The sequence below is a fragment of the Actinorectispora metalli genome (assembly GCF_056323685.1).
Genome location: NZ_JBREYE010000002.1, coordinates 1325464 through 1352434, shown reverse-complemented (window position 1 = coordinate 1352434; position 26971 = coordinate 1325464). Strand labels below are relative to the sequence as shown.

Genomic DNA, 26971 nt, shown 5'->3' with positions numbered 1-26971 from the left:
GGGGAGCAGAATGCAGCTGGATCTGACAACCGCACAGCAGGGGCTGGCTGCGCAGCCGTTCAGCGTGCTGCTCGGGGCCCGGCTCACCGCGTTCGGAGACGGCGCGGCCACGCTGGAGCTGGACATCCGCGAGGAGTTGCGGCAGCAGAACGGGTATGTGCACGGTGGCGTGCTGGCCTACCTCGCCGACAACGCGCTGACCTTCGCGGCGGGCGCCGCGCTGGGGCCAGCGATCCTCACCAGCGGGTTCGCCATCGACTACCTGCGGCCCGGAGACGGTGTGCGGCTGCGGGCCGAGGCTTCGGTGGTGAGTGCCGGGCGCAGGCGGGCCACCTGCCGGTGCGAGATCCGGGCGGTGGCCGAGGACGGCGCGGAGACGCTGTGCGCGGCGGCGCAGGGATCGGCGATGACTGTCGGGGCATAAAACGGTCAAATGTCCGTAGTTTGAGAGTTAAAGTTAAAGAGGCCACCCGTTCAGTGGGTTGGTCAATTCTGTCAAATTGACGAAACTTTGATCTGGCCATAGCCCTGGTGACCTGGGCTGCGGCTTGCAATGCTGTTTTCGCAGGTCTTCGGCAATGGAGCTGAAAGGGAGCGCAGTGCAGCTTGCCAGTCGAATGCAACGTCTCGGAACCGAATCCGCCTTCGAGGTATTGGCCAAGGCGAAGGCCTTGGAGAAGACCGGGAGGCAGATCATCCACCTGGAGATCGGCGAGCCGGACTTCGACACCCCAGCCCATATCGTGGCCGCCGCCCAGGAAGCGGTGAGCAAGGGCCACACCCACTACGTGCCCGCCCCCGGCATTCCGGAATTGCGCGAGTCGATCGCCGGGTTTTTGGACCGGACCGGCCGGATGACCGCCGAGCCCGGCCAGGTGATCGTGACCCCCGGCGCCAAGCCGATCATGTTCTTCACCATCCTCGCGCTGTGCGAGGAAGGCGACGAGGTGCTCTACCCCGACCCCGGCTTCCCGATGTACGCCTCCATCGCGCGGTTCGCGGGCGCCACCGCGGTGCCCATCCCGCTGCGGGAGTCCAACGGCTTCAACATCGACCCCGACGAGCTTGCCTCACTGGTCACCGACCGGACGAAGCTGCTGATCCTGAACTCCCCGCACAACCCCTGTGGCTCCTCGCTGACCAAGGAGCAGGTGCGGGCGATCGCCGAACTGGCCATCGAGCGCAACCTCACGGTGCTCTCCGACGAGGTGTACTGGGCGCTGCAGTACGACGGCGTGCACGAGAGCGTGCTGGACGTGCCCGGCATGGCGGAGCGCACGATCCTGCTGGACGGCTGGTCCAAGACCTTCGCCATGACCGGCTGGCGGCTGGGCTACGGCGTGTTCCCGCCCGCACTGGTCGAGCCGATCAGCAGACTGGTGATCAACTCCGTGTCCTGCACCTCGGCGTTCAGCCAGCACGCCGCTATCGCGGCGCTGGAGGGCCCGTGGGACGAGGTGGACCGGATGCGGACCGCCTTCGCCGAGCGCAGCGAGGTGATCACCGACGGCCTCAACGCCATTCCCGGCGTGTCCGCGCTGCGGCCGGGCGGTGCGTTCTACTCTTTCGCCAACATCACCGAACTGGGCATGCCCGCGCAGAAGCTGTCCGACCTGCTGCTGGAGCAGGCCGGGGTGGCCGCGCTGCCGGGCACCGCGTTCGGCGACCACGGGGAGGGCTACCTGCGGTTCTCCTACGCCAACTCCACCGAGAACATCCGGGCCGCGCTGTCGGCATTCGAGACGCTGGTGAGCGAGGTTTCCCATGGCTGATCTGCCCCATGTGCTGCTCACCCGCGAACTGGTGCCCGAGGCCATGCGGGCGCTGGAGGGGCGCTGCGAACTGGACCTCTGGGAGCGTTCGCCGGAGGCCATGCCCCGCGAGGAGTTGCTGCGCCGCGCCAAGGACAAGGACGGCCTGCTCACACTGCTGACCGAGAAGGTCGACGCCGAACTGCTGGACGCCGCGGGCCCTCGGCTGAAGGTCGTCGCCAACCACGCGGTCGGCTTCGACAACATCGACGTGCCCGAGTGCACCCGCCGCGGCATCCTCGTCACCAACACGCCCGACGTGCTGACCGAGGCCACCGCCGACCTGGCGTGGGCGCTGGTGCTGGCGAGCATCCGCAAGGTCGCCGAGGGCGACCGCTTCCTGCGCGCCCGCACCCCGTGGATCTGGGACCCGCAGATGATGCTGGGCCACGACCTGTTCGGCAAGACCTTCGGCATCGTGGGCTGCGGCCGCATCGGCCAGGCCGCCGCCCGCCGGGCCGCGGGCTTCGGCATGCGGATCGTCTACTCCGACGCCTTCCGCCTGCCCGCCGAGGTCGAGCAGCGCCTTGGCGCCGAGTACCTCACGCTGGACGAGTTGCTCGCCCAGGCCGATGTGGTCTCGGTGCACGCCCCGCTCACCCCGGAGACCCGCCACCTGTTCGGCGCCGAGACCTTCCGCAAGATGAAGCGCACCGCGGTCCTGGTCAACACCGCCCGCGGCCCGATCGTCGACGAGGCCGCGCTGGCCGAGGCGCTGCGCGCGGGCGAGATCTTCGCCGCGGGCCTGGACGTCTACGAGCGGGAGCCGCAGGTCGAGGAGGCCCTGCTCGACCTGGACTCCGTCACCCTGCTACCGCACCTCGGCAGCGCCACCGTCGGCACCCGCATCGCCATGGGCCTGCTCGCGGTGGACAATCTCTTCGCCGCCATCGCGGGCGAGCGCCCCCGCACCCCGCTCAACCCCGAGGTGCTCGACAAGTAACGTGCGATGGGGCCGTGAGTGATTTGTTCGTAGTTATCCAACAAATCACTCACGGCCCTTTGTGTGGGTTCCGTCGTATATGCGCCAGGCAGTTCCGAGGATTATTCGCGTCTGTCAGGGTGGGGTGGCCTGGGGGATGACGCTATCCGAGGAGAGCGAATATGACCCGGACCTGGCGATTACCTCTGGCCGCGGCGATCCTGCTGCTGGGGCTGACCGTCGCGCCCGTCGGAACCGCCGCCCCCGCCGCCGTCGACTGGGCTGCACCCGGCCCGCACCAGGTGGCGGTACAGGACTTCCCCGACCACGTCGTCTACCACCCCGCCACGCTCACGAAGCATCCCGTGGTCATCTGGGGCAACGGCACCTTCGCCACGCCGTCGATGTACAACGCACTGCTGCGGCACTGGGCGAGTCACGGCCTGATCGTCGCCGCGGCCAAGACCACCCAGGCGGGCAGCGGGGTCCAGATGCGGGCGGGCATCGACCTGCTCGCCAAGTTGAACCAGGAGGCAGGCCCCTTCCAGGGCAAGGTCGACCTCGACCGCATCGGCGCCTCGGGACATTCGCAGGGCGGTCAGGGCACCATCAACGCGGGTGCGGACCCGCGGGTGGACACCACCGTGCCGATCCAGCCCGGTCCCAAGCCCAGCCCGAAGATCCTGCGCGGTCCCAGCTTCATCGTCTCCGGTGAGAACGACGCGATCGTCACCCCCGCGGGCGTGAAGGCCTTCTACGAAGGCGCCTCCCACGTGGTCGCGATCTACGGCGAACTGGCGGGCGCGGGCCACTTCGTGCCGTTGGGCGATGCGGGTGGCTACCGCGGCCCGAGCACCGCGTGGTTCCGGTTCCACCTGGCCGGTGACGAACGCGCCAGGGGAGTCTTCTTCGGCAAGGCTTGCGGCCTGTGTGCCGACAAGGCCTGGAGCGAGGTTGCCCGCAACGCCAAGGCGCTCGAGGTGCCCGGACCGGACGGGCGCTGAGCACAGGGGAATGCCGTCCCGTGCCGCAACGGGACGGCATTGCCTTGCCGGGATCGCTCAGTTGTCGAAGTAGTCGTCGGTGTTGTCCGGGAAATCGTCGGCCCGACGCGGAATCGTCGGGGCCTGTTCCTCGGTCGGGAATCGTTGGGTGGCTGCGCTTGTACGGGGGAGGAGTGCGGGGGGAATTTCCCCCACTGTGACGGGGAAGAAGCCCATGATGGGTCCAATCGCCTGTGGTGCGGTGTGGCGCGAACAGGCTGACATGGCCGAATTCCGTTGGGCAGTCACCTTTTCCGGCGGGTTTCCTACCTCTGGCAGGTGTTACCGGCGGTCGAAACCCGTGCGGCCGTTCACGAATCGGTGAATTCGCAGGAGTCGACGGTCCTCGCGCGCGCCTGGTCGGTGAGCGTGATGCTCAGACCGGGGCGGTTCGGCACCAGCATGCGTCCGTCGCGGATCTCCAGCCGCTCGGTGAACAGCGGCTCCAGCCATTCGAAGTGCTCCACCCACGGCTCGCTCGGATAGGCGGCGGCGAAGTGGAGGTGGATCTCCATCGCGAAATGCGGCGCCAGGCCGAGGTGGTGGGTCTCGGTCGAACTGGACGAGTCACGCGTGGCCGAAGCCCACGAGCTGTACCTGGAGCACGGGCTGTCCGGTCGCGACGACTCGGTCGCGATGCGATACCTGATCCCGGACTGGTCCTTCGACCCCAAGTCCCCCTGCCTGGTCCGGGAGAACTCGGCGCTGCTGGTCTGATCAGCCGAGGCCGCGCCGCCTGCTCAGAGGTGGCACCGAAAGTTCAAGGCCTGGCCAGCCTTTGCCGCAGCAGCATGCCGACCAGGTACAGCCCGCCGAGCGCCGCCGCGACCACGCCCACCGGCAGCAGGGACGCGGCGAGGATGCGCTGACCCGTGTAGTCGGCGGAGACGACCAGCACCCCGCCGAGGCACATCGAGGCGATGAGGTTGGGGCCGGGCGCTTTGGTGAGGCCGCGGGCCAGCCGTGGAGCGGCCAGTGCCACGAACGGGATCGGTCCCGCCGCCGCGACGGCCACCGCGGTCAGGCCGGTGGCCAGCCCGAACAACGCGGGCCGCAGGCGGTGCACGCCGACGCCCAGGCCCATCGCGAGGTCATCGCCCATCTCCAGCATCCGCATCGGTCGCGACCCCGCCAGCACCATCGGCACCAGCACTGCCATCGCGGCACCAATCGTCACCAGGTACGTCCAGTCACGGCCCGCCAGGTTGCCCACCAGCCAGGTGGTGGCCTGCGCGGCGCTCTCGGTGCGCGCCTTGCTGAGCAGGAACGCGTTCACCCCCGCCAGCACCGAGCCGATGGCGATGCCGAACAACACGATCCGCCCGCCGCGCAACCCGTGCGGGGCGCACAGTGCCGTCACGATCAACGCGGTCAGCAGCCCGCTGGTCAGCGCACCCGCCGCGATCAACGCGGGGGAGGCGCCGAGCAGCAGAATCGCCGCGACCCCGCCGGTGGCCGATCCGGTGGTGAAACCGATGATGTCGGGGCTGCCCAGCGGGTTGCGGGTCAGCGACTGGAACACCGCCCCCGCCAGCCCGAGCGCCGCCCCCACCAGCAGACCCACCAGCGCCCGCGGCAGCCGCCCCATCACCACCAGGTACTGCGCCTTGGTGCCCTCGCCGGACAGCGTGGCCAGCACCTCCGCGGGGCTGAGCCGAAACTCGCCGGTGCCCACGGAGAGCACCACACCGAGGCAGGCCGCCAGCAGCAGGCCCAGGATCGTCCACAGTGACCTGCTCATCGCGACACCGCCAGCCTGCGGACGACCAGCACGAACGCCAGCCCGCCCACGACGTCGGCCATGATCCCCACCCCGATCTCGCCCGGCGATCCGGCGACCCGGCCCGCCACATCGCACACCAGCAGCAGCACCGGCCCGAGCAGCAGCGACATGCCCAGCACCCACCGCTCGTCCTGACCCACCAGCAGGCGCGCCAGGTGCGGGATCATCAGTCCGATGAACGCGATCGGCCCGCAGGCGGCGGTGGCCACCGCGCTCAGCAGCCCCACCGCCAGCACACTGCCCAGCCGCGTCACCGCGGGATTGGCGCCCAGCCCCCGCGCCGCGTCCTCGCCCAGCGCCACCGCGTTGAGCCCGCGCCCCAGCACCACGGCCACCACGACGCCGACGACGAAGAACGGCAGCAACCCGGTGAGCTGCTCGGGTGAGCGGTTGGCCAGCGAGCCGACCAGCCAGAACCGCATCTGGTCCAGGTTGTGGGTGTTGATCACCTGCATGCCCTGGTTCAGCCCGACGAACAGCGCCTGGATCGCCACCCCCGCCAGCGCGAGACGGATCGGGCTGACCGCGTCCCGCACCCCGCCCACGGCGTACACCAGGAAAGTCCCGCCCAGCGCGCCCGCGAAGGCGAACCACACCAGTTGATCGGGTGCGGTTATGCCGAACAGGGCCGAGGCCGCCACGATCAGCACCGCGGCACCGTGGTTGATCCCGAGCAGCCCGGGGTCGGCGATGGGGTTGCGGGTGACGGACTGCATGAGCGCCCCGGCCAGTCCCAGCGCCATCCCCACGGCCAGCCCCAGCAAGGTGCGCGGCAGCCGATCGTCCCTGATCACGGCGTCGTCGTAGCTGCCGTCATAGGCGAACAGCCCGTGCAGGACGGCGTCAAGGGAAAGCCGGTTCGAGCCGACCGCGATCGACAGCAGCACCGTCGCGGCCAGCACCAGCAGCGCTCCGAACAGCGCCGATCTTCGTGGCGGGGAGGCGATCATCACCATGCGCACAGGTTAAGGCAGGCTAACCTAATGGCATGAATCACGTTCGTCTTTCGCGTCGTTCCCTGCTGCTCGGCGCCGCCGTGCTCGGCGCGGCCACCGCCTGCGGCTACCGGGAGGACGGCGCCTCTGGCGGCACCGGCTGGGAGTTCACCGACGACCGCGGCCGCAAGCTCTCCGGCGCCCGCCCCACGAAGATCGTCGCCCAGGTCACGGCCGCGGCAGCGCTCTGGGACTTCGGCATCAAACCCGTCGCCGTGGTCGGCCCGTCCAAGCTCCCCGACGGCAAACCCGACCCGCAGGTCGGCTCGGTGGACATCGGCACCGTCACCTCCCTGGGCAACGTGTGGGGCGAGTTCAACTACGACCGCTTCGTCGCGCTCCAGCCCGATCTGCTGGTCAGCGTCATGTACGTGGCGGACGAACTCTGGTACGTCCCCAAGGAGCAGGCAGGCCAGATCGACAAGGCCGCCCCCAGCGCAGGCCTGATGCTCAAGGGTGTCGCCATGCCCGACGGCATCGCGAAGTTCGCCAAGCTCGCCGAGGCGCTCGGCGCCGACCTCAACGCCCCCGCGGTGGTGGCCGCCAAAGCCGCCTACGAGAAGGCCAACACCGAGTTCGCCGCCGCGGCCACGGCGCTGCGGGGCAAGAAGGTGCTGGTGGTCGCCGCCGCCAAGGACGCGTTGTACGTGACCAACCCGGCGATGCTGCCCACCATCAAGCACATGGCCGCCATGGGCCTGCCGCTGGTCACCCCGGACAACTCCGATGCCACCGGCTACTACGAGCAGCTGAGCTGGGAAAACGTCGACAAGTACCCGGCGGACATCATCATGTACGACAACCGCTACGGCGCCCTGCTCCCACAGGACCTCACCACCAGCCCAACCTGGTCCCGCCTGCCCGCGGTCCAAGCGGGTCGGCTCATTCCGTACAACAGCGAAACCCCGTACAGCTACCAGCTTTTCGCCAAGCTCCTGACCGACCTGACCACCGCGTTCCGGGGTTATGCCGTCTGAAATCCCCTATTGACAAATCCGCGGAATTTTTTGCTAGACGTGTCAGCCGACCACGACGAATGGGGGTTCAGTGCTATCGCTGATCACGGTGACCGGAGTTCGACGAATCACCCCGCACACCGCTCGCATCACCTTCGCGGGCGGCCACCTCGGCAGCCTCACCTCGGACGAACCGGACCAGCAGGTGAAGCTGTTCTTCCCCAAACCAGGCCAGACCGAGCCGGTGTTGCCGGACGCCGAGGGTGACGCCTGGAGTTGGTACCGGGCCTACACCGCCATGCCCGAGGATCTGCGCCCGTGGATGCGCAGCTACACCATCCGCGCCCGCCGGACCGAGGCCGCGGAGGCCGACGTGGACTTCGCCCTGCACGGTGCCGCCGGGCCGGCCACCCGCTGGGCACAGCAGGCCAAGCCAGGTGACCGCATCGGCATCTTCGGCCCGTCCGCCGAATTTTCCCGCCGCACCCCGCTGTCCACCTCGGTCCGCAACGCCGACTGGGTTCTGCTCGCGGGCGACGAATCCGCCATCCCGGCCATCGCCACCGTGATCGAGTCCCTCCCGCACGGCACCCGCGCGACCGCCTACCTCGAGGTGACGGACGGCGCAGAGGAACTGCGCTTCACCACCGACGGTGAGGTCACGGTCCACTGGCTGCACCGCGGCCCGATCGCCCCCGGCCGCAGCAGCCTGCTCCTGGACGCGCTACGCACCGCCGAGTTCCCGCCCGGCATGGTGTTCGCCTGGCTCGGCGGCGAGGCGGGCACGGTCCGTGCCCTGCGCCGCCACCTGGTCACCGACCGCGGGGTCGACAAGCGCTCGATCGACTTCACCGGCTACTGGCGCCTCACCATGAGCCAGGACGACGACCCCACCGAGGCCGATTTGGCAGACGCCCAGGAGATCCTCGCCCAGCAGTACTGATCACGCTGCGAACAGGACCGCGAGGCCCAGTTCGGTGAGCTCTTCCGCCAAGGCGGGGCGGGACTGGAGGTGCCGGGTGCGTGCCACGTCGTTGATCATCGTGAGGACGGCGTTGACGATGACGAGCGGTTCGTTGCCGGTGAGGTCGGGGCGTTCGGCGGTGAGCAGGCGGACCCATTCCTCGGTGAAGTCGCGATGGGACTGGGCGACGGCGTCGCGCTGCTGTTGGGGGAGGTGCGGCACCTCGCTGATCAGGGTGCCGATCAGGTCGCGGTGCGCGAGCGTGAACTCCGCATAACCCGCGACCAGCAGGCGCAGGCCGTCGCGCGAGGTGTCGGCGGCGGACAAGGCCCGAGACGCGGTCAGCTGAAGACCCGCCACGGTCCGGGTGAGCACCTCCGCCAACAATTCCGACTTGGCGCCGAAGTGGTGGTAGACGCTGGGGCCCGCGATGCCGACCGCCGCGCCAAGGTCATCGACGCCGACGGCGACATAGCCGCGCCGGTGGAACAGCCGGGCGGCCGCCGCGAGCAGCGCCTCCCGCCGAGACGCCCTCGGCAGACCCGCGGGCCGCGCGGCCGGAGCGGGCGCGGCGGCCGAGGGCGAGACGCGGCAGAGCGCCGTGCCCAAGCCGTGCATGAGGTGGTCGAAGCCAGGTCGGGGCAGGTCGAGGTCGTGGAAGGCGGGACTGCCGAACACCGGCAGCACCGCCCACACCAACAGGTCGGCGTCCGCGGCGGAGAGCTCGGGGCGGGCCTGACGCAGGGTGCGGCCGATCTCGGCGCCCATCCGAGCGAACAGCATGCGCAGCTGGTCACGCCGCTCGGCGGGCAGGTGACGGGCCTCACGCTGCCACAGCCCGCTGATGTCGCGGCGGTCCAGGATCGCGGTGGCCAGCCCCCGCAGCATCGAGTCCAGGTCCGGCTGTTGGCTGGCGGCGAACATGTCCAGGCCGCCGTCCAGCACCGCGCGTTCCAGCAAGTCCTGTTTGCCGCGGAAGTGCCGGTAGAGGGCGCCGACGGTGATCCCGACCGAACCGGCGATCTCCTCCATGGTGACGGCGTGGAAACCGGAGCGGTGAAAGGCCTCCGCGGCGGCCGCGATGATCTGCGCCTTGCGGTCGCGGGGGCGGGCCTGCACCGTTGTCACCAGCCCATCCTAATGCGAGCCTTGTCAGGCTAACGAGCGCTTACTTATGCTCGCCTCGCACTCTGCACGTCGCAACGAAGCGGCCGGTGCGGACTATCGACGACTTACAAATGGAGTATCCGCATGGGCATCCAGCACGTCGAAACCGGTCCGGCCACCCTCGGCGGGCTGGCCTCCTGGGCCGGTCGGACCTTCACCGCGGCCCCCGCGCTGCGGTACAAGGGCGACGACGGCTGGCAGGACATCTCCTACGCGGACTTCGCCGAGATCGTGACCGAGGTGGCGGCGGGCCTGGTCACCCTCGGCGTCCAACCAGGGGACCGGGTCGCGATCATCTCCGAGACCCGCCCCGAGTGGACGCTCTGCGAGTACGCGGTCTTCGCCATCGGCGCGGTCGTGGTGCCCGTCTATCCGACCAACTCCGCGGGCGAATGCGAATGGGTGCTCGGCGACTCCGGGTCCACCGTGGTCATCTGCGAGACCGCCGAGCACCTGGCCCGCGTCGCCGAGATACGCGACAGGCTGCCCGCGCTGGCCCACGTGGTGTCCATCGATGACTCGGCGGAGTTGACCCTGGCCGCGCTGCGCAAGCGAGGCGGACCCGACGAGGTCGCGGAGGTGCTGCGGCGCAGCGAGGCCATCGACCCCGCCCAGCTGTCCACGCTGTCCTATACCTCCGGAACGACCGGAAACCCCAAGGGCTGCATGATCAGCTTCGCCAACTGGAATGCCCTGTTGGAGGCGATCCGCGCCGAGTTCGAGGACGGCGAAGGCGACGTGTTCTACCTCTACCTCCCGCTCGCGCACCTGCTGGCGCGGATGTCCACCGCGGTCATGCTGAGCCAGGGCGCCACCGTCGCCTACTTCGGCGGCGACATCCGCGCGGTCGCCACCGAGTTGGCGGAGGTCAAGCCCACGGTGCTGGTCACGGTGCCGCGGCTGCTGGAGAAGGTCTACACCCGCGTCTCGGGCCTGTTCGGCACCGAGATGGAGGCGCGCCTGCCCGAACTGGTGCGCGCCGCCACCGGCGGACGGCTGCGGTACGTGCTGTGCGGGGCCGCGCCGATCGCCATGGAGGTGCTGGAGTTCTTCCACCGCTGCGGCGTGCCCGTGTACGAGGGGTACGGCATGACCGAGAACACCGGGCTGACCTCGCTGAACACCCCGGCGGCCACCCGGCTCGGCTCGGTGGGCCGCCCGGTGCCGTCGATGGAGGTGCGCATCGCCGAGGACGGCGAGATCCTCACCCGAGGCCCCGCCGTGTTCCTCGGCTACTACGCCAACGAGCAGGCCACCGGAGAGTCCCTTGTGGACGGCTGGCTGGCCACCGGCGACCTCGGCCGGGTGGACGAGGACGGCTATCTGCACATCACCGGCCGCAAGAAGGACATCATCATCTGCTCCGGCGGCAAGAACCTCACGCCCGCCAACCTGGAGAACGACCTGCGCCGCTCCCGGTGGATCTCGCACGCGGTGATGGTGGGGGACCGGCGCCCGCACCCGGTCGCGTTGATCACCCTGGACGCCGAGGAGATCGTGCCCTGGGCCACCGCCGAGGGCCTGCCCACCGACCTGTCGGCGCTGGCCGAGCATCCCCGGGTGCACCGGCTCATCGAGGAGGTTCTCGCCGAGGCCAACGCCAAGTACGCCCCACCCGAGCGCATCCGGGCGTTCGCCCTGCTCGACGCCGACTTCTCCCAGGAGGGCGGCGAACTCACCCCGACCATGAAGATCCGCCGCAATGTGGTCGCGGCGAAGTACGAGGACCGCATCGACGCCCTTTACGGGTGAGATTTCGGCACAATGGAGTCATGACGGAGCGCAAACCACCCGGGGTGAGCTTCGAAAGCTGGGTGGACAAGCAGATTCGGCTGGCCCAGGAACGGGGCGATTTCGACGACCTGCCCGGAAAGGGCAAGCCGCTGCCCGGCCTGGACGGACCGGATGAAGAGCACTGGTGGCTCAAGAACTACGTCCGCCGCGAGAAGCTGTCCACCACCTCGATGCTGCCCACCCCGCTGCGCCTGCGCCGCGAGATCGAGGAGCTTGCCGCCACCCTGCGCCCGCTCACCTCGGAGAAGGCGGTGCGCGCCGTCATCGACAAGCTGAACAAGGAGATCGCCGACTGGAACCTGGCCCCGGTCGGCCCCGCCATCACCGTCGCCCCCGTCGACACCGACGAGGTGCTAGCCGAATGGCGGGAATCCCGCCGCCCGACCCCGAAAATCGCGGCCCCGCAGCGGGTTTCGGCCAGAACCCGCTGGTGGCACCGCATCGCCCGCGTCTACCGCAACCCGGACTGATTTGACAGACGTTCGACGTTTTCGAGGTGTGCGAAATATGTGCGCGTGCCCGAAAGGATTCTCTGTGAAGCGACCCTCGCAGAGAACAGGACATAACAGTGAGAAGACTCGTCGCGGCTCTATTCACCGCCTCGGTGATCGCGGGTGTCTCGGCATCCGCCGTCACCCCCGCGGTGGCCACGGAATCCGGCTGCTCGGAACCTCGGGCGTTCGGCGCGAACAGCGTGACGCTGTGTGGCACGAGTTGGGGTGGAGTGACGCTGCGCATCGGCGGGCCGCTGCCGGAATGGGCTTCGGCTGCCGAGATGACGGATGGTTCCGCGCGACTTCAGGTCGGCGACCGGAAGATCCACCAGTGCGTCGGTTTGGGCACCGGGGAGCGGGACAAGTGGCAGAACTGGTTCGGCCACTGGGTCTGCAATGCCTCGCTGCCGCAAGGGACGAAGCCCGGCACCCCGATCAAGGCGACCTTCACCGTCACCGACAAGCTCGGCACGCACCACGGCACCGAACGGGCCACCGTAGGCGAATGATCAACGTCGATTCCGGCTGATCGAGTGAGAAAACCGCCGCCCCCGCAATAGCGTCGATATGTTTTGCGGGGGCAGCGGGTAACCCGCATTGGGAAGGGATACACGTCCAGCCCAGGCGGGGAGGCAGAAAATGTCGTTGTCCAGGGTCGTTCTCACGGTGGCGCTCGCCGCCTTGGCGGGCTGCGGGGGAGAGGCGCAACCTCCCGTCGCCACCGGCTCATCCACCGTCGACACGCCGCCGCCCGCGACCTCGAGCCCCACGGGGGTCTCGGTGCCGCAGCCGGTGAAACCGCCGGACGACAAGCTGTGCCGGTCCGCGAATCTGCAACTTTCCCTCGGCACAGGAGACGGCGCGGCGGGCACCTACTACCGACCGCTGATCTTCACCAACACCGCTGACCGGCAGTGCGAGATCCAAGGCTTCCCCGGAGTGTCCTATGTGACCGGTGCCGACGGCCAGCAGGTCGGACCCGCCGCGTTCCGCGAGGGCACCAAGGGCGAGGCGATCCTGCTGAACAAGGGCCAGTCCGCCCACGCGGTCGTCGGTTTCGTCAACACCGGCAACTTCGACGCGGCGACCTGCAAGCCGACACCGGTGCGCGGCGTGCGGATCTACCCGCCGCAGGAGACTGAGTCGAAGTTCGTCGAGTTCGAGACCACCGGTTGCAGCGGCGACCAGCTTCCGAGCAACCAGCTCACCGTCACCACCATGAGGAAGGGCACCGGCTGATGTTTCGCCGGTCGGCCCCTACGCGGACCGGACGGGGCGGCACATGAGGTGTGCGTCGAGCGTCAGCGGCCGGTAGGCGTCGAGCGAGAACATGGTGGGCTTGGGTGCGGGACAGTGGCTTCGCGCGGCCACGATCCACGGTGCGCCACGACTATTGCTTGCTGTGACACGGCGTGGTGCCGCTACGGAACGTGGCTCGACAAGCGGGGATTCGCGTTGACGCGTTAAGGCGCGCGGCGGCGGCGCGGCGGCTCGCCGTACCAGGTCATCTTGTCCACCATCATGCCCGGCGTGTCGTACTCCTCGATCAGGGTGTTGATCAGGTCCTCGGCGACTTCACGCTCCAGCGACGCCTCGGTGAGCGCCTCGCTCGCGTAGTTGTAGACGCGGATCGTTTCGGCGTCGTTCAGATAGGTCGGCGCGGCCATGATGTCCAGGAAGACCACCTCCCCGCGGTCCCCTCTGATCATCTCGAACGCCCTGGTCATCCCGGCGACGAAGCCCGCGGTGCGCGGCACCACCCTGATCACACACTGTGGGTGGTCGGCCCAGTCCAGCAGGTGCCGCAGCTGGTCGCGCATCAACTCGTTGCTGCCCGCCCGCGTGTGCAGCGCGATCTCGTGCACGAAGAAGGTGCAGATGGGGCCGAGGGACTGGTTCAGCAGCGTCTGCCGCTGCATCCGCGCCTGCACCTTGTGCTCGGGCCCCGGCACCTCCACCCATGCGTTGACCAGCAGTTCACGCGCGTAGTCCTCGGTCTGCAACAGGTTCGGCATGATCATCAGGCCGAGTTCGGAGATGGTGTTGGCGGTGGTCTGCAGATCGATCAGCTTGCGCAGCGGCTCATCGACGCTCTGACCGGGCTCCGGCGGATTGTCCTGCTGCCCCAGGTGGATGATGCGCCGCATCTCCTTGGCGGAGGCGCGGCAGATCGCCAGGTACTGGATGAGCCGCACCTCGCTGCCGATGGCCCGGCCCTCCTCCAGCTGGCCCACCAGTTCGGGCTGCGGCCAGCCGAGCCTGGTGCCCAACTCCTCCCGGCTGAGATCGGATCGCTCCCGGTGTTTGCGCAGTGCCAAGCCCACCTCTTGGCGGCGGTCCGTTCGATCCATGCCTGCACGCTATCGGTTGTCCCAGGGGCAAAGCCTTCACCCGGCGTAGACCTATCGGGTCAATCCCGCCTGCGCCTTACGGTCTCTTGCCCGCCCACCACGCCGTGCCGTTCCATGGAGCCAGTTGATGACAACGTTGTCACGCAGGAGGCGCGATGAACCCGAGTCGGCGAACAGTGCTGCGCGGGGCCATGCTCGCGCCCGCCTTACCCGCCGCCATGGCCGTGCCCGCGGCGGCCCGCCCGAAGCGCCGGGTGCGGCTGGGCGTGAACTACGTCCCGAGCCGCAACTGGTGGTACAGCTGGGCCGACTGGGACGCCCGCTCGATCACCGCCGACCTGGCCGACATCGCCCGCCTCGGCATGGACCACATCCGCATCATGTGCCTGTGGCCGGAATTCCAGCCCAACGCCTCCTATGTGCGCACCGAGATGCCGGACCGCCTGGAGGAGATGCTCGACCTCGCCGACGGCTTCGCCCTGGACGTCTCGGTCACGGTGTTCAACGGCGCGGTCAGCGGCTTCCTGTTCGTCCCGCCCTGGCTGATCGACAACGGCAACGGCAAGGTCCGCAACTTCTTCACCGACCCCGACGCCCTCCGTGCCCAACACGCCCTGCTGGAGGCGATGGGCGAACGCATCGCCGGGCACCGCCGCTTCCTCGGCTTCGACCTGTCCAACGAGGTGCACTGGGCGGGCATCCCGCTGGGCATGAAGGTGACCCCCGCCGAGGGCGACGCCTGGCACAACACCCTGTTCGCGACCTGCGAGCGGGTCGCCCCCGGCAAGCTGCACGTCTCCGGCATCGACCACTACCCGTGGCTCAACAACGACTACTTCAGCCGCGACGGCCTGGCCACCAGCGGCACCGCCACCGCCTGCCACACCTGGGCGGGCTGGACCCGCGTGATCCAGGACTTCGGCCCGCTCTCCACCCCGTCGCTGCACTACTCGGAGTACTTCATCGAGGTGATCAAAGCCTTCCACACCGACCTGCGCCGCCAGGTATGGATCGAGGAAACGGGCGTCTCCACCAAGTGGATGGACGCCGCCCTGATCCCGGAGTGGACCGAGCGCTCCATCCGCAACATGGCAAGCTGCGGCGAGTTCTACGGCATCTCCTGGTGGTGCTCCCACGATCTCAACCCCCGCCTGACCGGCTTCAACCCACTCGAATACGACCTCGGCCTCTACACGAACGACCGCACCCGAAAGCCCATCGGCGACGTGGTCGCGCGCCTGGCCAAGGAATTCGACCACCACCCACCGGAGATCCTGCCCCGCCCGGTGGCGCTGGTCCTCCCCGATTCCATGACCCCTGGCATCCCGGTCCTGAAGGCCTTCGCGAGGCTCATCGACCGCGGCATCCGTCCGGCCGTGGTCAAGGAAAGCCGCAGCACCGACCCCAAGTACCTGGCCGCCCGCCGCATCGAGCGCCTGGTGCGCCTGGACGAGTCATGAGCGGTAGGTGGCCCTGAACAAGGCGGCCAGCACCGCGAAATGCGGCGGCAGGAAGACGTCCTCGGGCACCGGCGGAACCGCCCAGGCCAGCGGCCCGGTCAGCACATGGCTGGGCGGAAGGTCGATGCGCCCTCGGTCCACGTGGTAGATCTCATGCCAGGTCATGGCATTGGTCAGGTTGGCGGAGAACGGTTCCGTCGGGGTGATGAAGAACGCCCAGTACTGGTAGGTCTCGATCACCGGCCCTGTTCGGCCGTCGAAAAAGCGCCGCAGAAAGGTCGCCGCGATCCGCGACGGTTTCTCGGGCGCCACGATGAGCTGAGCGATTTCCCCGACGGGCATGCTCACCAGCCACCCGTTGTACGTCACGGGCCAGCCCAAGGTGTCGACATATTCCTGCGCGAACCCACGCATCGGTTCCGGATCGTAGTTGTCCATGCCCCAGGGTTCGGAACCCCAGGCCAGCCTGCTGATATGCGCCGAAAGCCCTGATCGGGATATCCCGACTCGGTATATCGCCGCCGTTAGCACTTTCGGTGAGCGAATCGACAGATCCGACAGTCCAGTCCGAGCGGTTGCGTATGGTGATGGCTCGTGACTGAGCGTTGCGCCCGCTGCGGCGCAATCCTGCGACAGGGGAACGCGGCGATCTGCTCTCCGTGTTCTCGCACGGCAGCCCGCCGAATCGGCTTCCCGCCCCCGCCCGCCTTCTACGAGGCCCCGGCCCTGCTGGAGGCACTGGCCAGGTACGACTTCGGCCCGGTGTTCAAGGCGGTCCGGGCACTGTCCGGCATGAGCCAACAGGAACTGGGCTTCTACCTGGAACTGACCCAAGCCAAGATCAGCGCCGTCGAGTGCGGCAAACAGAACCTGTTGAGCGTCAAGGTCATCGCCCGAGTAGCCCGCGAACTACGCATCACGCCAGCCATCTTGGGGTTTGCGCATCCCGGTACTGTGAGTAGCGGCACGCGTGCTGGGCGTGCCGTCGCGGAGGTGGACTGGATGGATCGCCGAGTGTTCCTCACAGCCGTGATGGGCTCCCTCACGGCAGGCCTCCCACCACACTTTCGGGAGTTCGTCGACATCCATGAAGCGGTGTTTCGGCCTTCGAACACACCTCCGGCGCGGATTGGGATGAGCGACGTTGACCGGATCATGGACGTCACTCAGCAGCTTCATCTGTGGGAGCGTGCGTCGGGAGGCGGCTCGATGCGTGGCGTTGTGGCGGCACACCTCGATTCCGTGCTGGCGCTTCGCCGCTCCAGCGGTGCGGAGCCCGTCCGGAAAAGGCTGATGTTCGCTTCCGCAGATGTGGCCGGACTGGCCGCACAGACTGCCTACGACTCCGGCGAACATGCCGAAGTGCGGCGATTGTCGGCGCTGGCACTCGACTTGGCTCGGGAATCGGATCACCCCGACGCTCCGGAACTCACGGTTGAGGTCTTGCATCGCCTCTGCTCGCAGGCGTTTCAACTGGGCAGACCAGACGAGACCGTTCGGATCGCGGGCTTCGGCAGACTGTTCGAGTTGAGCCGTATGCCTTCGCACGGAGCGATGGCGGATCTCGCGTTCTACGAGGCACGCGGTTTGGGGGAACTCGGTCGTACTCGCGATGCCTTGCACTCGATCGGTCGAGGTATCGACCACACGGAAGCTTTCGATCCGCAGAATTCGACGGAACGGTCTCGACACCGGGGCAACGAGTTTTGGGTCAACTCATATCTATCGCTATGTCATGGTGCTCTCGCAAAGCACGATCAATCCTATGCATCTAGGTCGATAACCGAGATGACCTCTGCAATCGCGGCGACGCCACCGGGACGGGTGCGCGGTCGGGCTCATAGCCTGGGATACCTGGCAACTGCCCACTTCCCCTATGGCGACCCCGCTGAGGGCCTCGCGGTGGGCAATCGGGTGATTGAGATGGCTTCTTCGCTGTCCTCGGAACGAGTCCGCGTCCGCCTGCGTCAGACGAGTCAGGCAGCGGCCAAGCACGAGAAAGTCGCAGGCGTTTCGGAATTCCGTCAGCGGGTCGCTGCGCTGACCGGGTGATCTTTGATCGAATGCCGTAATCGGCCATGCCGCTACGGCGTCGCTGCTAGCGTACGAGACCGGAATCGTTAAGGGAGGGAACGAGATCCGATGACCTCGGTGCCGATGGACGCCGCAGCCATGAGAGCCAAGTCAGCCGAAACCCAAGGTCTCATCACTGCTGCCAATTCAGGCCAGTTCACAGTCAACCAAGAGGTCGGAACCCAGCTCGCCAAGGCTTTCACCGCGCTTGAAGATGGGTTGCTCGAGATGCAAAACCAGATGGACATGATCAAGCAGAAGGCTCGGCTGGGCACCAGCCCGGCGGCGGATCGCTCGCGTGCCATCAACAACGATGTGGCCGCTGGCGACAGGTCGTTTGAGCAGGCGCTGACAGAGCTGCGTTCGCTGTTACCGCAGGTGAAGTCCGCAATCAACACGGCCATGGCGAACTATCGGGGTTCTGATGGTGATGGTGCGGCAGGAATCGCTCGTGCTGGCAAATGAAACGTGAGGAAAGCGTGAAACTACCTTTGGTCTTGGTGACTCTGCTTGCATCTGTGCTGCTTGCAGGGTGTTCCGACGGTGGTGCTGATCCTGTTGCTACGGCGACCACCACGCCGTCCAGCAGTCCGGCTTCCTCCACGAAGACGCTGGATCCGTGCAAGCTGATATCTCCTGCAGAAGAAGAGCAGCTGGGCCTACCGACTGCAGCGCCGAGTGACATGCAGAGCATCCGCGAATGTAAGTGGCAGGTGTCTGGTAGCCACTTGGTGAGTGTAGGGATCCGCGACGATGAAGCGATCAAAGATTTGAACCTTGAGGATGGCCGGAAGTCCGATGCGACGGTCGGCAGTCACAAGGGTGTGAAGATCGAAGACAGCACAGGAACCGGGCTGTGCCAGTTCATTCTTGATGTCGGCACTTCGTCCAGCGTCCGTACCGCTGTGGTCGTGAGTGGGTCCGACACCGCGCGTGCCTGTCAGCTTGCCCAGCAGGCAGTGGAAGTCGTTGAGAAGAAGCTTCCTTAGGGATATCGGGGGTCGTCATGACTAGTCCTGGGAACAGACCCGGCGTGGGGGCGTCAGGGGAGCCGGTGCCGCAGCCGGTCGAATACAGCGAGGATGCCGAGCGAAGGATCATGCAGCAGGCCATCGACGCGGCCAAGGCCGAGGGTGGCTTCATGGCTCCGATCCTGGGCATGGTCGATGGATCGCGTGCCGCGCATCAGTATTCGCAGACGCAAGCACAGCAGCTTGGTGATGGCCTCCAGTACCGCAATGTTCCCGGTTCCCCGGGCACCCATTACATGGGATACGACCACACCGCCCTCAAAGGCATGGTGGACCCGATCGAGTCCGGGCAGGTCCACGATATGGGGCGGGCCTGGACGAAGTTGGGCAACAAGATGGTCGAGTTCGATCAGCTTGTGCAGCAGGCTTCGACGAAGAGCGAGTCGGGGTGGAAGGGTCAAGCAGGCGAGGCCGCTCGGACCTACATGTCCTCGCTCGGCACCTGGATGGGGCAGACGGGGCAGGCCGCTCAATACTCGGGCAACCGGATGGCGGAGCAGGCCGATGCGGCGGGTGCTGCCAAGAGCGCGATGCCCGAGCCGGTCAACTACAGCACCAAAGACGCGATGCTCGATCTGATGCAGGCGCGCAATCCGGTGCAGCTCTTCGGCGCTGTGAAGGAAGTGCAGCAGAAGTTCGAGGAGAAGCAGGCCAAGCACGAAGAGGCCGCTCGGGTGATGACCACCTACGAGAGTGGCCTCAACGATGCGACCGCCAAGTCGCCCTCGTTCGCGCCGCCGCCCGCCATGGACGGCACCGGGCGGAGCGGCGGCTTCGACAGCGGCTACAGCGGCGGCCCAGGCGGTACCGGTGGCTCGGGCGGGCGTGACTTCGGCGGGCTCGGACCCGCAGGTGGGTCCTCACCCGGCGGTACTTCGCCCGGTGGCACGAACTCCCAGTGGGCGCCGTCCCAATCGGTCGCACCGGTCATCCCGTCACCGCAGCCTCCGAGCCTGCCGCCCGGTGTCGGTCCCAATCCGCCTGGGCTGGGACCAAATCCGCCCGGCCTCATCCCGCCCCCGGTGGGCCAGCGTCCGCCACCGCAAGGCGGTCTCCCGCTGCGGCCGCCCACGGGCACTCCGCCCGGCGCCGGTACCGGTCCCGGTGGCGGTCGGCCCGGTGGCGGAGGTGGTCCGGGGCTTGGCGGCATGCGTGGCGGCTTCGGCCCCGGCGGTGCCGGTGGGCTGGGCGGTTCCGGCGGACTCGGCGCTGGCGGTGCGGGCGCGAACAGGGCGTTCGGTCCTGCGGGCGGCGCGGGCATGCTGGACCCCGACGGGCCGGGCGGTCAGCGCGGCGCGGCCGGTGGTCGTGGCGGTGCGGGCGCGGCAGGTGCCGGTGGCATGGGCGGTATGGGTGCGGGCGGCGGTCGCGGCGACGACGACAAGGAACACCGCACGCCCAGCTACCTGGTCAACGAGGACCACGGAAATGAAATCGTCGGCGATCTCCCGCAGACCATTCCGCCGGTCATCGGCGGTTGAGAACTCATAACTGAATAGCGCGGCCCCGACCCCTCCGCAAAGGATTCGGGGCCGCGCCCTTTCTTTCGGAGGAGTCCGTGAACCTCTCGATCACGTTGTCGCCCGCTGCCGTCGACATCCTGTGGGAACACTGCAGGTTGGGCAGCTATCCCTTTCCCTTCGAATTCCCGCACCTCGGTAGAACTTATGATGAGCGCTCAAATATACGCAATGCGGTATTCGCGGAACTGACGTCGCGGAAGCTGTTTTACAATGGGCGTCCCGAACCGGAACTTGAGGAGGCGCTCGGTCTGTTGGCGCGTTCGGAGATCGCGGTCACCGCGATGGCGGCGCTCGATGCGAGCGCCGAGCAGCTGCTCACCGCCCGCGCCGCGGCTACCGGCGGATTCGCGGTGCTCGGGAGTTGGTCGCGGGAAGGGCTTCGGCTGGAGCAGATCCCGCGCGGTGAGCTGTTCCCCGCCATGGTCGGCCTGCTGCCCGCCGCTCCACCGGCTCGCGCCCGAGCTGTCACCGTGTCGCAGCGGCGCTCGGAACACGAGGGCTCCTACCTGGACCGCCCCAAGACCCGCACCGAAGCCGACCTCCAGTACGCGGGCGAACTGCTCGCGCGGCCACGGCTTCGCATGGGGCAGTTCGGGATCGCGAGCCGCGATCCGCTGGGCCGACGTGCGCAGTCACCCGAACTGGCCTGGTTCGACAACGACCTCGGCCGTTTCTCGATCACCAGCCGCCGGGCCTCCGACGGGTGCGACGACATCACCTATGCGCCCGCGGGCGCCAACGATCTGGTCGGCCACCTCAACCGGCTTGCTGATTCGCTGCCTCAGCGGCGGTAGGTCCACGTCCTCGATGTCCAGCCGTTCGCGGTCGGCGATCGCGGCGGCTACGGAACCAAGATCTCGGAGTGCACCATCAGCAGCACCGCCGGTTCCGTGGTGTCGTTGCGGATTTCGTGCGGCACGCCGGATTGCAGGTGCGCGGCGTCGTGGGTGCGCAGCGGGTAGTCGCGGCCGTCCGCCATCAACACGATCTCGCCGGACACCACGAACATGAACTCCTCGCCCTCGTGCGAGTAGGGCACCGGGATCGTGGTCGACGGGGTGAGGGTGATCAGGGTGGGTTCCAGCCTGCGATCGGGGCGGGGCTGCGAGAGCACCTTGTAGTAGCGGTGGTTCGCCTCCAGCACCGCGCGGCCGGGGCCGTCGGCGCGCGTGATGTGCGGTTGGCGGAAGCGCTCGTCCACGGTGGCAGGTCCGGCGAAGACCTTGCTGATGGGGACTGCCAGCACCTCGCACACCCGGCACAACGCGTTGACCGACATGGCGGAATGGCCGCGCTCGGCGAGTGACAGGAAACCGATCGACAGCCCGGTGGCGGCGGCCATCTCCTTGAGGGTGATCCGCCGCTGTTTGCGCAGCCGCCGGATCTCGGCGCCGACGCGCAGCGCCCGCTCCTGCTTGTCGCCCATGCCAACCTTCAACGCCACTTGACAGGAATTTAAGCATAGGCAAAATTCAACCGGTCACCCCATGCAAGAACCCTGCCTTCGCCTGGGGAGCAAGAATGGACACCATCCTGCAAGGTTCCGTGGACAGCCTCGCCTCCCGGCTGCACCGCCCTGTGCTGGTCGAGGACCGGCAGCAGCGCGTCATCGTGTACAGCAAGCAGCTGGAACCGATGGACGAGGTGCGGCGGCAGTCGATCCTGAGCCGCCACACCACGCCCGATGTGATCGACTGGTTCCGCAGGCACGGCATCCGGACCGCGACCTCCCCGCTGCGCACCCCGCCGTGCCCCGAGCTCAACCTGCTCGGGCGGGTCTGCGTTCCGCTGCGGCACCATGGCGAACTGCTCGGCTACCTGTGGTTCATCGACTTCGATATGACCGACGCCGAGATCGACGTGGCAGCCGACCTTGGCGCGGAACTCGCCGAGGAGCTGTATAAGGAGGACGCGGAGGGCCGCGACGTGCGGCGGCGTCAGCAGGACGCGGTCCGTCGACTGGTGCTCGAAGACCCCGCGTCGAGGGCCGCCGCGGCGCGGACGCTCATCGAGGACGGCGCCTTCGACGCCACCAGGCAGGTCACCGCCCTGGTGGCGCTGCCCCGGCAGTCACCCGAACTCCACGACGCGCCGACCCTGAACCGGGCGCTGACCGCCACCGCCCGCTGGCTCGGCCCCCGCGCCGCGCTCCCGCTGGTCCGCTACGACCACGGGCTGCTGCTCCTCGCGGCGGGCAGAACATCCGAGCGGGAAGCCGCCGCCCACCTCCGCGACACCGCGGGCGACCTGGTGATCGGCATCGGCACCCCGCGGCCGAGCCTTGCCGACGCCGCCTGCTCCTACCAGGAAGCCCTGCGGGCCGCCCGGGTGGCCGCCCGCCTTCCCGGCGCCGCCCAAGTCGTGCCGTGGGCGGGCCTTGGCGTGTACCGCACGCTGGCCCAACTGCCCACCGAGGACCTCGCCGACCTGAGCGTCCACCCAGGCCTCGAACGCCTCTTCCCGGACGAAAGCGCGCTCCCACTCCTGGAAACCCTGGAGCGCTACCTCGACCTGGCGGGTAACGCCGACGCCACTTCCCGGCAGCTCTACCTGCACCGGACCTCCCTCTACTACCGCCTCCGCCGTGTGGAGGAACTGGCCGCCACCGACCTGAAAGACGGCGGCGAGCGCCTCTGCCTCCACCTGGCGCTCAAACTCGGCCGCCTCAACGGCCGCTACCACCCGACCTCCTGATTCCTCGATCTCGGCGGGGCGATGAGCGGTCGCTCGGCTTCCCTATCACCGAAGTGCGACCGACCGCTCGCCGCGGCAGACGTACTGCGGCGTCGTCGGCCGGTGCGACGAGCGGTCGGTCGCACTTCGCTATGGCCACAGTGCCGCCTGCCGTTCAGCGCACCGAATCCACCTCCCGACCTGTCTTCACCCGCGGCTGACTCGCACCGTGTAGGGCGCGGTCGTGACTTCGATGCGGGTGCCGGTGACGGGGTCGGAGAACACCGGCACTTCGCCGGGGCCTTGGCTGAAGGGAGCGTCGTTGAGCGGGTCGCCCGCGCAGCTTGTGTTGGGATGCGCGTCCCGGACTCGGATCGGCCCCGCGCCGTTGGCGATCGAGGCGTCCAACCGGTAGATCAGCACCCCCGCGTCGCAGGCGCTTGAGTCGACGCCCGTACGGGACCGGGCTTCGGCGATCCACGCGGTGTACCGGCCGGTTCGGACGATGGCCAGCTTCACCCCGCCCGGTGTTTCCACCGGGCTCAATGCCACGGTCTGGGTGCCGGTCACGCAGGCGACCTGGGTGTCGTCCAGCCAGCCCAGTTTCCACTTCTCCCAGGCGAACAGGTCCGGTCCGGCGCCGCTGATCTTGCCCATCACGTCCCAGCCGCCGGTGAAGCGGTACAGCGGGCCGTTGCCGGTGGCGTTGTAGTTCTCCGGCAGGCCAATGTCGTGACCGGTCTCGTGGTTGAGGATCTTGTAGCCCCACCGCCATGCGTCCTGCCCGAACGTCACACCGTTCTTGAACAGCTTGCCGTCGGCGGTGACGGTGCTCGCGTAGTCGTTCCACTCCGGCGAGAACGGGATCGCGCGGGCATTCCGGGTGGGCACCACGTAGATCAGCTGGTACTGGCTGAAGTCCACCTCCGCATCGGCCAGGCGCACCGCCTCGGCGATGTAGCGGGACTGGACCTCGGGCTTCACGATGTAGCCGAGGTCGTAGTCGCTGTCGCGTTGGGACATCCGGTACCACTTGCGCGGCGCGTCCACGGTGAGGCGAAACCGTCCATAGGAGACGGTGTGAAAGAACTTCGTGGAGCCCGGCACCAGGAAGTCGTAGTACTCCTGGGTGCTGCCCGCGGCACCCGCGTTGGGGAAGTCGACGAACAGCATGATCGCCTTGACCTCGCCGATCGGCCGCGGCTGGTTCGTCCAGTCGTTGTTGTGGCCCATGTGCAGGCGCGTGTTGTAGCCGGGTATCCCGCCGCCGGGCCAGCCTTCTGGCGGTGAGGTGATCGCGCAGGCCGAGGGGTCGGCCTGCGCCGCGGCGGGTTGGACGGGCATCAATACGGCCAGCCCGAGCGCGGCGGCCAGGAACAGGCGGTTCACCGTGTTGTTCCCAGGGTCGCCCGGACGGTGTAGTCGCTGCCGGACTTGCTCAGGACCTGGATGCGCACCTGGTTCGCGGTGTCGGTGAACGTCGCCACCTCACCGGTGCCCAGGTCGTAGGCGGCGTCGTTCAACGCGTTGCCGCACGCACTCGTGTTCGGGTGGGCGTCCATGACGCGGATCGCGCCCGAACCGGCGCGAGAGTCCACCCGGTAGACCAGCACCCCGGTGTCGCAGGCGGCGGAGTCCAGACCGGTCTTCTGCCGCACCTCGGCGACATAGGCGGTGGATTGCCCGTACCGCACGACCACGGCCTTGGTGCCGGTGGCCGTTTCCACCGGGGTGATGGTGTGCTCGCTGGTGGTGTTGCGGGTGGCCACGCAGTTGAGTTGGGTGTTGTCGAGCCAGCCCAGCTTCCACTTGTGCCAGGCGAAGTGGTCGGGGGACGGCCCGCTGATCAGGCCCATCAGGTCCCAGCCGCCGATGTAGCCGTGGCCGCCGGGTCCGCCGTAGAGGTCGGGCAGGCTGATGGTGTGGCCGCCCTCGTGGTTGAGCAGCTTGTAGCCCCAGCTGTAGCGGTCCGAGGCCAGTACCGACTCGGTGAGAATGGTGTTGCCGTCCGCGGAAATGCGTTCGAAGGACGCATATGACCGCGTGTATCCGGAATTGCGGGATGGTACGACGAAAACAATGTCGGTCTGCGAGAAATCGTAGTGCGGGTCGGCCGCGCGGATGGCGTTGGTGAACACGCTGAGCAGGCCGGGGTCGGAAGTGATGTCGCTGTCGCCCATCGGTGCCTGTGCCGCGTAGTCGGACAGTGCTGAGGACACGCGCAGCCAGCGGCGCAGCGGGACGATGTCGAGGTCGTACTTGCCGAATGAGCTTGCCGCGTACCAGTCCTCGGCGGCGGGGGAGAACCGGCCGAGTTCCGCGTCGATGGTCGTAGTGGCGGGTGCGTTGGGGAAGTCGACGAACAGCATGGCCGCCTTGACCTTGCCCTGTGGGCGGGGGAAGTTGGCCCAGTTCGTCGGGCCCTCCGACAGGAAACCGCCTGCGGGCAGGACGCAGGCGGTGATCGGGTCGGGGGCGGACTCCACCGCGGTGGCCGAGGTGGTGGGGGTGGCAAGCAGGGCTGCGAGTACGGCGGGCAGCAGGGCGCCGAGAATTGTTTTTCGCATGGCTCCTCCGTTTTCTCAAACGGAATTCAGCGAAACACGGTGCGCGAAAAACGGTCATCCTGCGGGTGTCGGAGAATAAACGCCAGTCGTTCGGCGTTCGTAGGTCAGCCCACCGCGGTGGGGTTCTCGAACACGGACTCCAAGGCGGCGTGCGCCGCGCCGCGGGCCGCCGCGGTGAGCCCCAGGGTCGACAGCATCACCTGACAGCCCGCCGAATTCGGTGCCATCACGCGGTCGGCGACGATGCCGCGCACCGCGTCGGCGAGCCGGTCGCCGAGGAGCGCGAAGTACCCGCCGAGGACCACCGCGCTCGGGTTGAGCAGGTCGACCAGCACGCCGAGGCCCAATCCGAGGCCGCGGGTGATCCGGTCCAGCGCCGCCAGCGTCCGCTCATCGCCAAGCTCCGCACGCCGCCGCAACTCGGCCACCCGCTCGCCCAGATCGACGGCGGGGTCATGGACCGGGTCGTCGGGGTCCGCCGTGTGCCGCAGGAATGCGGGCAGCCCGACCAACGTCTCCCAGCACCCGGTGCGACCGCAGGCGCAGGGCCGAGGGTCGGGGTTCAGCGGCATGTGGCCGACCTCGCCCGCGAACCCCGTCGCGCCGCGGAACAACCGGCCGTCCAGCACCAGACCGGCGCCGATGCCGACCTCACCAGTGAGGTAGATCAGGTTGTGGATGCCCGCCGGTCCCGCGATGGCGTACTCGGCCATCGCGCCCAGCCGCGCGTCGTTGTCCAGGTGCAGCGGGGGAGTGTCCGAACCGAGGCGCTCGCGGAGACCGTCCAGCACCGGCACCCCGGTCCAGTCCAGATTGGACGCGAACATCACCCGGCCCGCGTTGATCTCGCCGGGAGCGGCGATGCTGATCCCGACCGGCCGCACGCGGCCGAGGGCGTGCCCGCAGTCCGCGACAATCGCCGCGACCTCATCCAGCACCGCCTCCGGGCCGAGGTCCCGCACGTCCGCGGGGTGCCTGCGGTCCAGCAGCACCTCGCCGCGCAGGTTCACCGCGATCGCACTGATGTGGCCGACGCCGATCTCCAGGCCCAGGCCGCAGATGCCGTTGCCGTGCAGTTCGACGGATAACTGCGGGCGGCCGATGGCGCCCGCTCGATCGGGGCCGCCCTCGCGCACCAGGTCGCGGTCGACCAGTTCGCCGATCAACCCGGAGACGGTGGCCTTGGGCAGGCCCAGGTCGGTCGCGATGGCCGTGCGTGAGCGGGGTCCGGCGGCACGCAGGTGGCGCAGGATCAGGCCGAGGTTGGTCCGCCTGATGGATGCCCGGCTGGCGGCTGTCCCATTGCCCGTCACCGATGCCTCCCGCTGATGATGTTTGCCCGGTTTGACGTTAGTTCATCGTTA

General features: G+C 68.2%; 28 protein-coding genes. 18 read left to right on the top strand and 10 right to left on the bottom strand.

From position 1 onward, the window contains the following. Nucleotides 1–10 precede the first annotated feature (10 nt). The 4 genes from ACU6XJ_RS26635 to ACU6XJ_RS26620 all read left to right on the top strand — a co-directional run bounded on the left by ACU6XJ_RS26635 (nucleotide 11) and on the right by ACU6XJ_RS26620 (nucleotide 3737). A complete protein-coding gene (locus tag ACU6XJ_RS26635; RefSeq protein WP_476317398.1) occupies nucleotides 11–424 on the top strand; it encodes a PaaI family thioesterase in 414 nt (137 codons plus the stop codon). A gap of 193 nt (nucleotides 425–617) precedes the next feature. Then, nucleotides 618–1772: a pyridoxal phosphate-dependent aminotransferase gene (locus ACU6XJ_RS26630; RefSeq protein WP_476317395.1), complete on the top strand. Its 1155-nt coding sequence runs from the start codon at nucleotides 618–620 to the stop codon at nucleotides 1770–1772. After that, nucleotides 1765–2754, top strand: coding sequence for a 2-hydroxyacid dehydrogenase (locus tag ACU6XJ_RS26625; protein WP_476317392.1), 990 nt, complete (start codon nucleotides 1765–1767; stop codon nucleotides 2752–2754). Before ACU6XJ_RS26630 ends, ACU6XJ_RS26625 begins: the two co-directional genes overlap by 8 nt. 161 nt (nucleotides 2755–2915) lie before the next feature. Then, entirely contained in the window at nucleotides 2916–3737 is an 822-nt protein-coding gene (locus ACU6XJ_RS26620) for an alpha/beta hydrolase family protein (RefSeq protein ID WP_476317389.1), read from the top strand. Between the two features lie 350 nt (nucleotides 3738–4087). Here the strand turns inward: ACU6XJ_RS26620 and ACU6XJ_RS26615 are convergent, their stop codons facing one another. Next, nucleotides 4088–4291 (bottom strand): enolase C-terminal domain-like protein, encoded by a 204-nt coding sequence (locus tag ACU6XJ_RS26615; protein WP_476317386.1) that lies wholly within the window; start codon nucleotides 4289–4291, stop codon nucleotides 4088–4090. Nucleotides 4292–4349: 58 nt separating this feature from the next. Between ACU6XJ_RS26615 and ACU6XJ_RS26610 the strand changes: the two genes are divergently transcribed. Beyond that, the gene (locus ACU6XJ_RS26610; RefSeq protein ID WP_476317383.1) at nucleotides 4350–4493 is read left to right on the top strand and encodes a hypothetical protein; all 144 of its coding nucleotides are present in this window, start codon (nucleotides 4350–4352) and stop codon (nucleotides 4491–4493) included. A gap of 43 nt (nucleotides 4494–4536) precedes the next feature. Here the strand turns inward: ACU6XJ_RS26610 and ACU6XJ_RS26605 are convergent, their stop codons facing one another. Together ACU6XJ_RS26605 and ACU6XJ_RS26600 are read right to left on the bottom strand one after the other, a co-directional pair. Beyond that, nucleotides 4537–5517, bottom strand: a complete 981-nt coding sequence (locus tag ACU6XJ_RS26605; RefSeq protein ID WP_476317380.1) for a FecCD family ABC transporter permease — start codon at nucleotides 5515–5517, stop codon at nucleotides 4537–4539. Beyond that, complete coding sequence (locus tag ACU6XJ_RS26600) at nucleotides 5514–6515, bottom strand: FecCD family ABC transporter permease (RefSeq protein ID WP_476317377.1); 1002 nt, start codon at nucleotides 6513–6515, stop codon at nucleotides 5514–5516. The genes ACU6XJ_RS26605 and ACU6XJ_RS26600 overlap by 4 nt, the downstream gene beginning before the upstream one ends. Nucleotides 6516–6547: 32 nt before the next feature. Here ACU6XJ_RS26600 and ACU6XJ_RS26595 point away from each other — a divergent pair, with 32 nt between their 5' ends. Together ACU6XJ_RS26595 and ACU6XJ_RS26590 are read left to right on the top strand one after the other, a co-directional pair. Continuing rightward, on the top strand, nucleotides 6548–7531 hold the full coding sequence (locus tag ACU6XJ_RS26595) for an ABC transporter substrate-binding protein (RefSeq protein WP_476317374.1): 984 nt from the start codon (nucleotides 6548–6550) through the stop codon (nucleotides 7529–7531). A 70-nt stretch (nucleotides 7532–7601) separates the two neighbouring features. Then, nucleotides 7602–8453 (top strand): siderophore-interacting protein, encoded by an 852-nt coding sequence (locus tag ACU6XJ_RS26590; RefSeq protein WP_476317371.1) that lies wholly within the window; start codon nucleotides 7602–7604, stop codon nucleotides 8451–8453. Here the strand turns inward: ACU6XJ_RS26590 and ACU6XJ_RS26585 are convergent, their stop codons facing one another. Then, nucleotides 8454–9602 (bottom strand): TetR/AcrR family transcriptional regulator, encoded by a 1149-nt coding sequence (locus ACU6XJ_RS26585; RefSeq protein ID WP_476317368.1) that lies wholly within the window; start codon nucleotides 9600–9602, stop codon nucleotides 8454–8456. Between the two features lie 123 nt (nucleotides 9603–9725). Between ACU6XJ_RS26585 and ACU6XJ_RS26580 the strand changes: the two genes are divergently transcribed. The 4 genes from ACU6XJ_RS26580 (at nucleotide 9726) to ACU6XJ_RS26565 (ending at nucleotide 13168) form a co-directional block, all read left to right on the top strand. Beyond that, nucleotides 9726–11393 carry an AMP-dependent synthetase/ligase gene (locus ACU6XJ_RS26580; RefSeq protein WP_476317365.1) on the top strand — a complete coding sequence of 556 codons (1668 nt, stop codon included), beginning with the start codon at nucleotides 9726–9728 and terminating at the stop codon, nucleotides 11391–11393. Between the two features lie 20 nt (nucleotides 11394–11413). Continuing rightward, the gene (locus tag ACU6XJ_RS26575) at nucleotides 11414–11905 is read left to right on the top strand and encodes a DnaJ family domain-containing protein (protein ID WP_476317362.1); all 492 of its coding nucleotides are present in this window, start codon (nucleotides 11414–11416) and stop codon (nucleotides 11903–11905) included. Nucleotides 11906–12003: 98 nt separating this feature from the next. Further along, nucleotides 12004–12438, top strand: a complete 435-nt coding sequence (locus ACU6XJ_RS26570) for a hypothetical protein (protein ID WP_476317359.1) — start codon at nucleotides 12004–12006, stop codon at nucleotides 12436–12438. Nucleotides 12439–12568: 130 nt separating this feature from the next. Then, entirely contained in the window at nucleotides 12569–13168 is a 600-nt protein-coding gene (locus ACU6XJ_RS26565; RefSeq protein WP_476317356.1) for a DUF4232 domain-containing protein, read from the top strand. A gap of 224 nt (nucleotides 13169–13392) precedes the next feature. Here the strand turns inward: ACU6XJ_RS26565 and ACU6XJ_RS26560 are convergent, their stop codons facing one another. Next, nucleotides 13393–14280: a helix-turn-helix domain-containing protein gene (locus ACU6XJ_RS26560; RefSeq protein WP_476317353.1), complete on the bottom strand. Its 888-nt coding sequence runs from the start codon at nucleotides 14278–14280 to the stop codon at nucleotides 13393–13395. 155 nt (nucleotides 14281–14435) lie between these two features. Here ACU6XJ_RS26560 and ACU6XJ_RS26555 point away from each other — a divergent pair, with 155 nt between their 5' ends. Next, nucleotides 14436–15740, top strand: a complete 1305-nt coding sequence (locus ACU6XJ_RS26555; RefSeq protein WP_476317350.1) for a glycoside hydrolase 5 family protein — start codon at nucleotides 14436–14438, stop codon at nucleotides 15738–15740. Here the strand turns inward: ACU6XJ_RS26555 and ACU6XJ_RS26550 are convergent. After that, a complete protein-coding gene (locus tag ACU6XJ_RS26550) occupies nucleotides 15735–16178 on the bottom strand; it encodes a hypothetical protein (protein ID WP_476317347.1) in 444 nt (147 codons plus the stop codon). The two genes, ACU6XJ_RS26555 and ACU6XJ_RS26550, sit on opposite strands and share 6 nt — an antisense overlap. A 324-nt stretch (nucleotides 16179–16502) precedes the next feature. Here ACU6XJ_RS26550 and ACU6XJ_RS26545 point away from each other — a divergent pair, with 324 nt between their 5' ends. From ACU6XJ_RS26545 to ACU6XJ_RS26525, 5 genes are all read left to right on the top strand, one after another. Next, the gene (locus ACU6XJ_RS26545) at nucleotides 16503–17792 is read left to right on the top strand and encodes a helix-turn-helix domain-containing protein (protein WP_476317344.1); all 1290 of its coding nucleotides are present in this window, start codon (nucleotides 16503–16505) and stop codon (nucleotides 17790–17792) included. A gap of 90 nt (nucleotides 17793–17882) precedes the next feature. After that, nucleotides 17883–18278 carry a hypothetical protein gene (locus ACU6XJ_RS26540; protein WP_476317342.1) on the top strand — a complete coding sequence of 132 codons (396 nt, stop codon included), beginning with the start codon at nucleotides 17883–17885 and terminating at the stop codon, nucleotides 18276–18278. A gap of 35 nt (nucleotides 18279–18313) precedes the next feature. Further along, nucleotides 18314–18802: a DUF3558 family protein gene (locus ACU6XJ_RS26535; RefSeq protein WP_476317339.1), complete on the top strand. Its 489-nt coding sequence runs from the start codon at nucleotides 18314–18316 to the stop codon at nucleotides 18800–18802. A gap of 65 nt (nucleotides 18803–18867) precedes the next feature. Then, nucleotides 18868–20325 carry a PPE domain-containing protein gene (locus ACU6XJ_RS26530; RefSeq protein ID WP_476317337.1) on the top strand — a complete coding sequence of 486 codons (1458 nt, stop codon included), beginning with the start codon at nucleotides 18868–18870 and terminating at the stop codon, nucleotides 20323–20325. 77 nt (nucleotides 20326–20402) lie between these two features. After that, complete coding sequence (locus ACU6XJ_RS26525) at nucleotides 20403–21161, top strand: ESX secretion-associated protein EspG (RefSeq protein WP_476317334.1); 759 nt, start codon at nucleotides 20403–20405, stop codon at nucleotides 21159–21161. Between the two features lie 47 nt (nucleotides 21162–21208). On the opposite strand, the gene ACU6XJ_RS26520 is transcribed toward ACU6XJ_RS26525, so the two are convergent. Further along, the gene (locus ACU6XJ_RS26520) at nucleotides 21209–21811 is read right to left on the bottom strand and encodes a cupin domain-containing protein (protein WP_476317331.1); all 603 of its coding nucleotides are present in this window, start codon (nucleotides 21809–21811) and stop codon (nucleotides 21209–21211) included. A gap of 77 nt (nucleotides 21812–21888) precedes the next feature. Between ACU6XJ_RS26520 and ACU6XJ_RS26515 the strand changes: the two genes are divergently transcribed. After that, nucleotides 21889–23061 (top strand): PucR family transcriptional regulator, encoded by a 1173-nt coding sequence (locus ACU6XJ_RS26515; protein ID WP_476317328.1) that lies wholly within the window; start codon nucleotides 21889–21891, stop codon nucleotides 23059–23061. A gap of 186 nt (nucleotides 23062–23247) precedes the next feature. On the opposite strand, the gene ACU6XJ_RS26510 is transcribed toward ACU6XJ_RS26515, so the two are convergent. From ACU6XJ_RS26510 to ACU6XJ_RS26500, 3 genes are all read right to left on the bottom strand, one after another. Beyond that, complete coding sequence (locus ACU6XJ_RS26510; protein ID WP_476317326.1) at nucleotides 23248–24429, bottom strand: M6 family metalloprotease domain-containing protein; 1182 nt, start codon at nucleotides 24427–24429, stop codon at nucleotides 23248–23250. Further along, nucleotides 24426–25607, bottom strand: a complete 1182-nt coding sequence (locus ACU6XJ_RS26505) for a M6 family metalloprotease domain-containing protein (RefSeq protein WP_476317324.1) — start codon at nucleotides 25605–25607, stop codon at nucleotides 24426–24428. The genes ACU6XJ_RS26510 and ACU6XJ_RS26505 overlap by 4 nt, the downstream gene beginning before the upstream one ends. 104 nt (nucleotides 25608–25711) lie before the next feature. Next, nucleotides 25712–26920, bottom strand: coding sequence for an ROK family protein (locus tag ACU6XJ_RS26500; RefSeq protein ID WP_476317321.1), 1209 nt, complete (start codon nucleotides 26918–26920; stop codon nucleotides 25712–25714). Nucleotides 26921–26971: the final 51 nt, after the last annotated feature.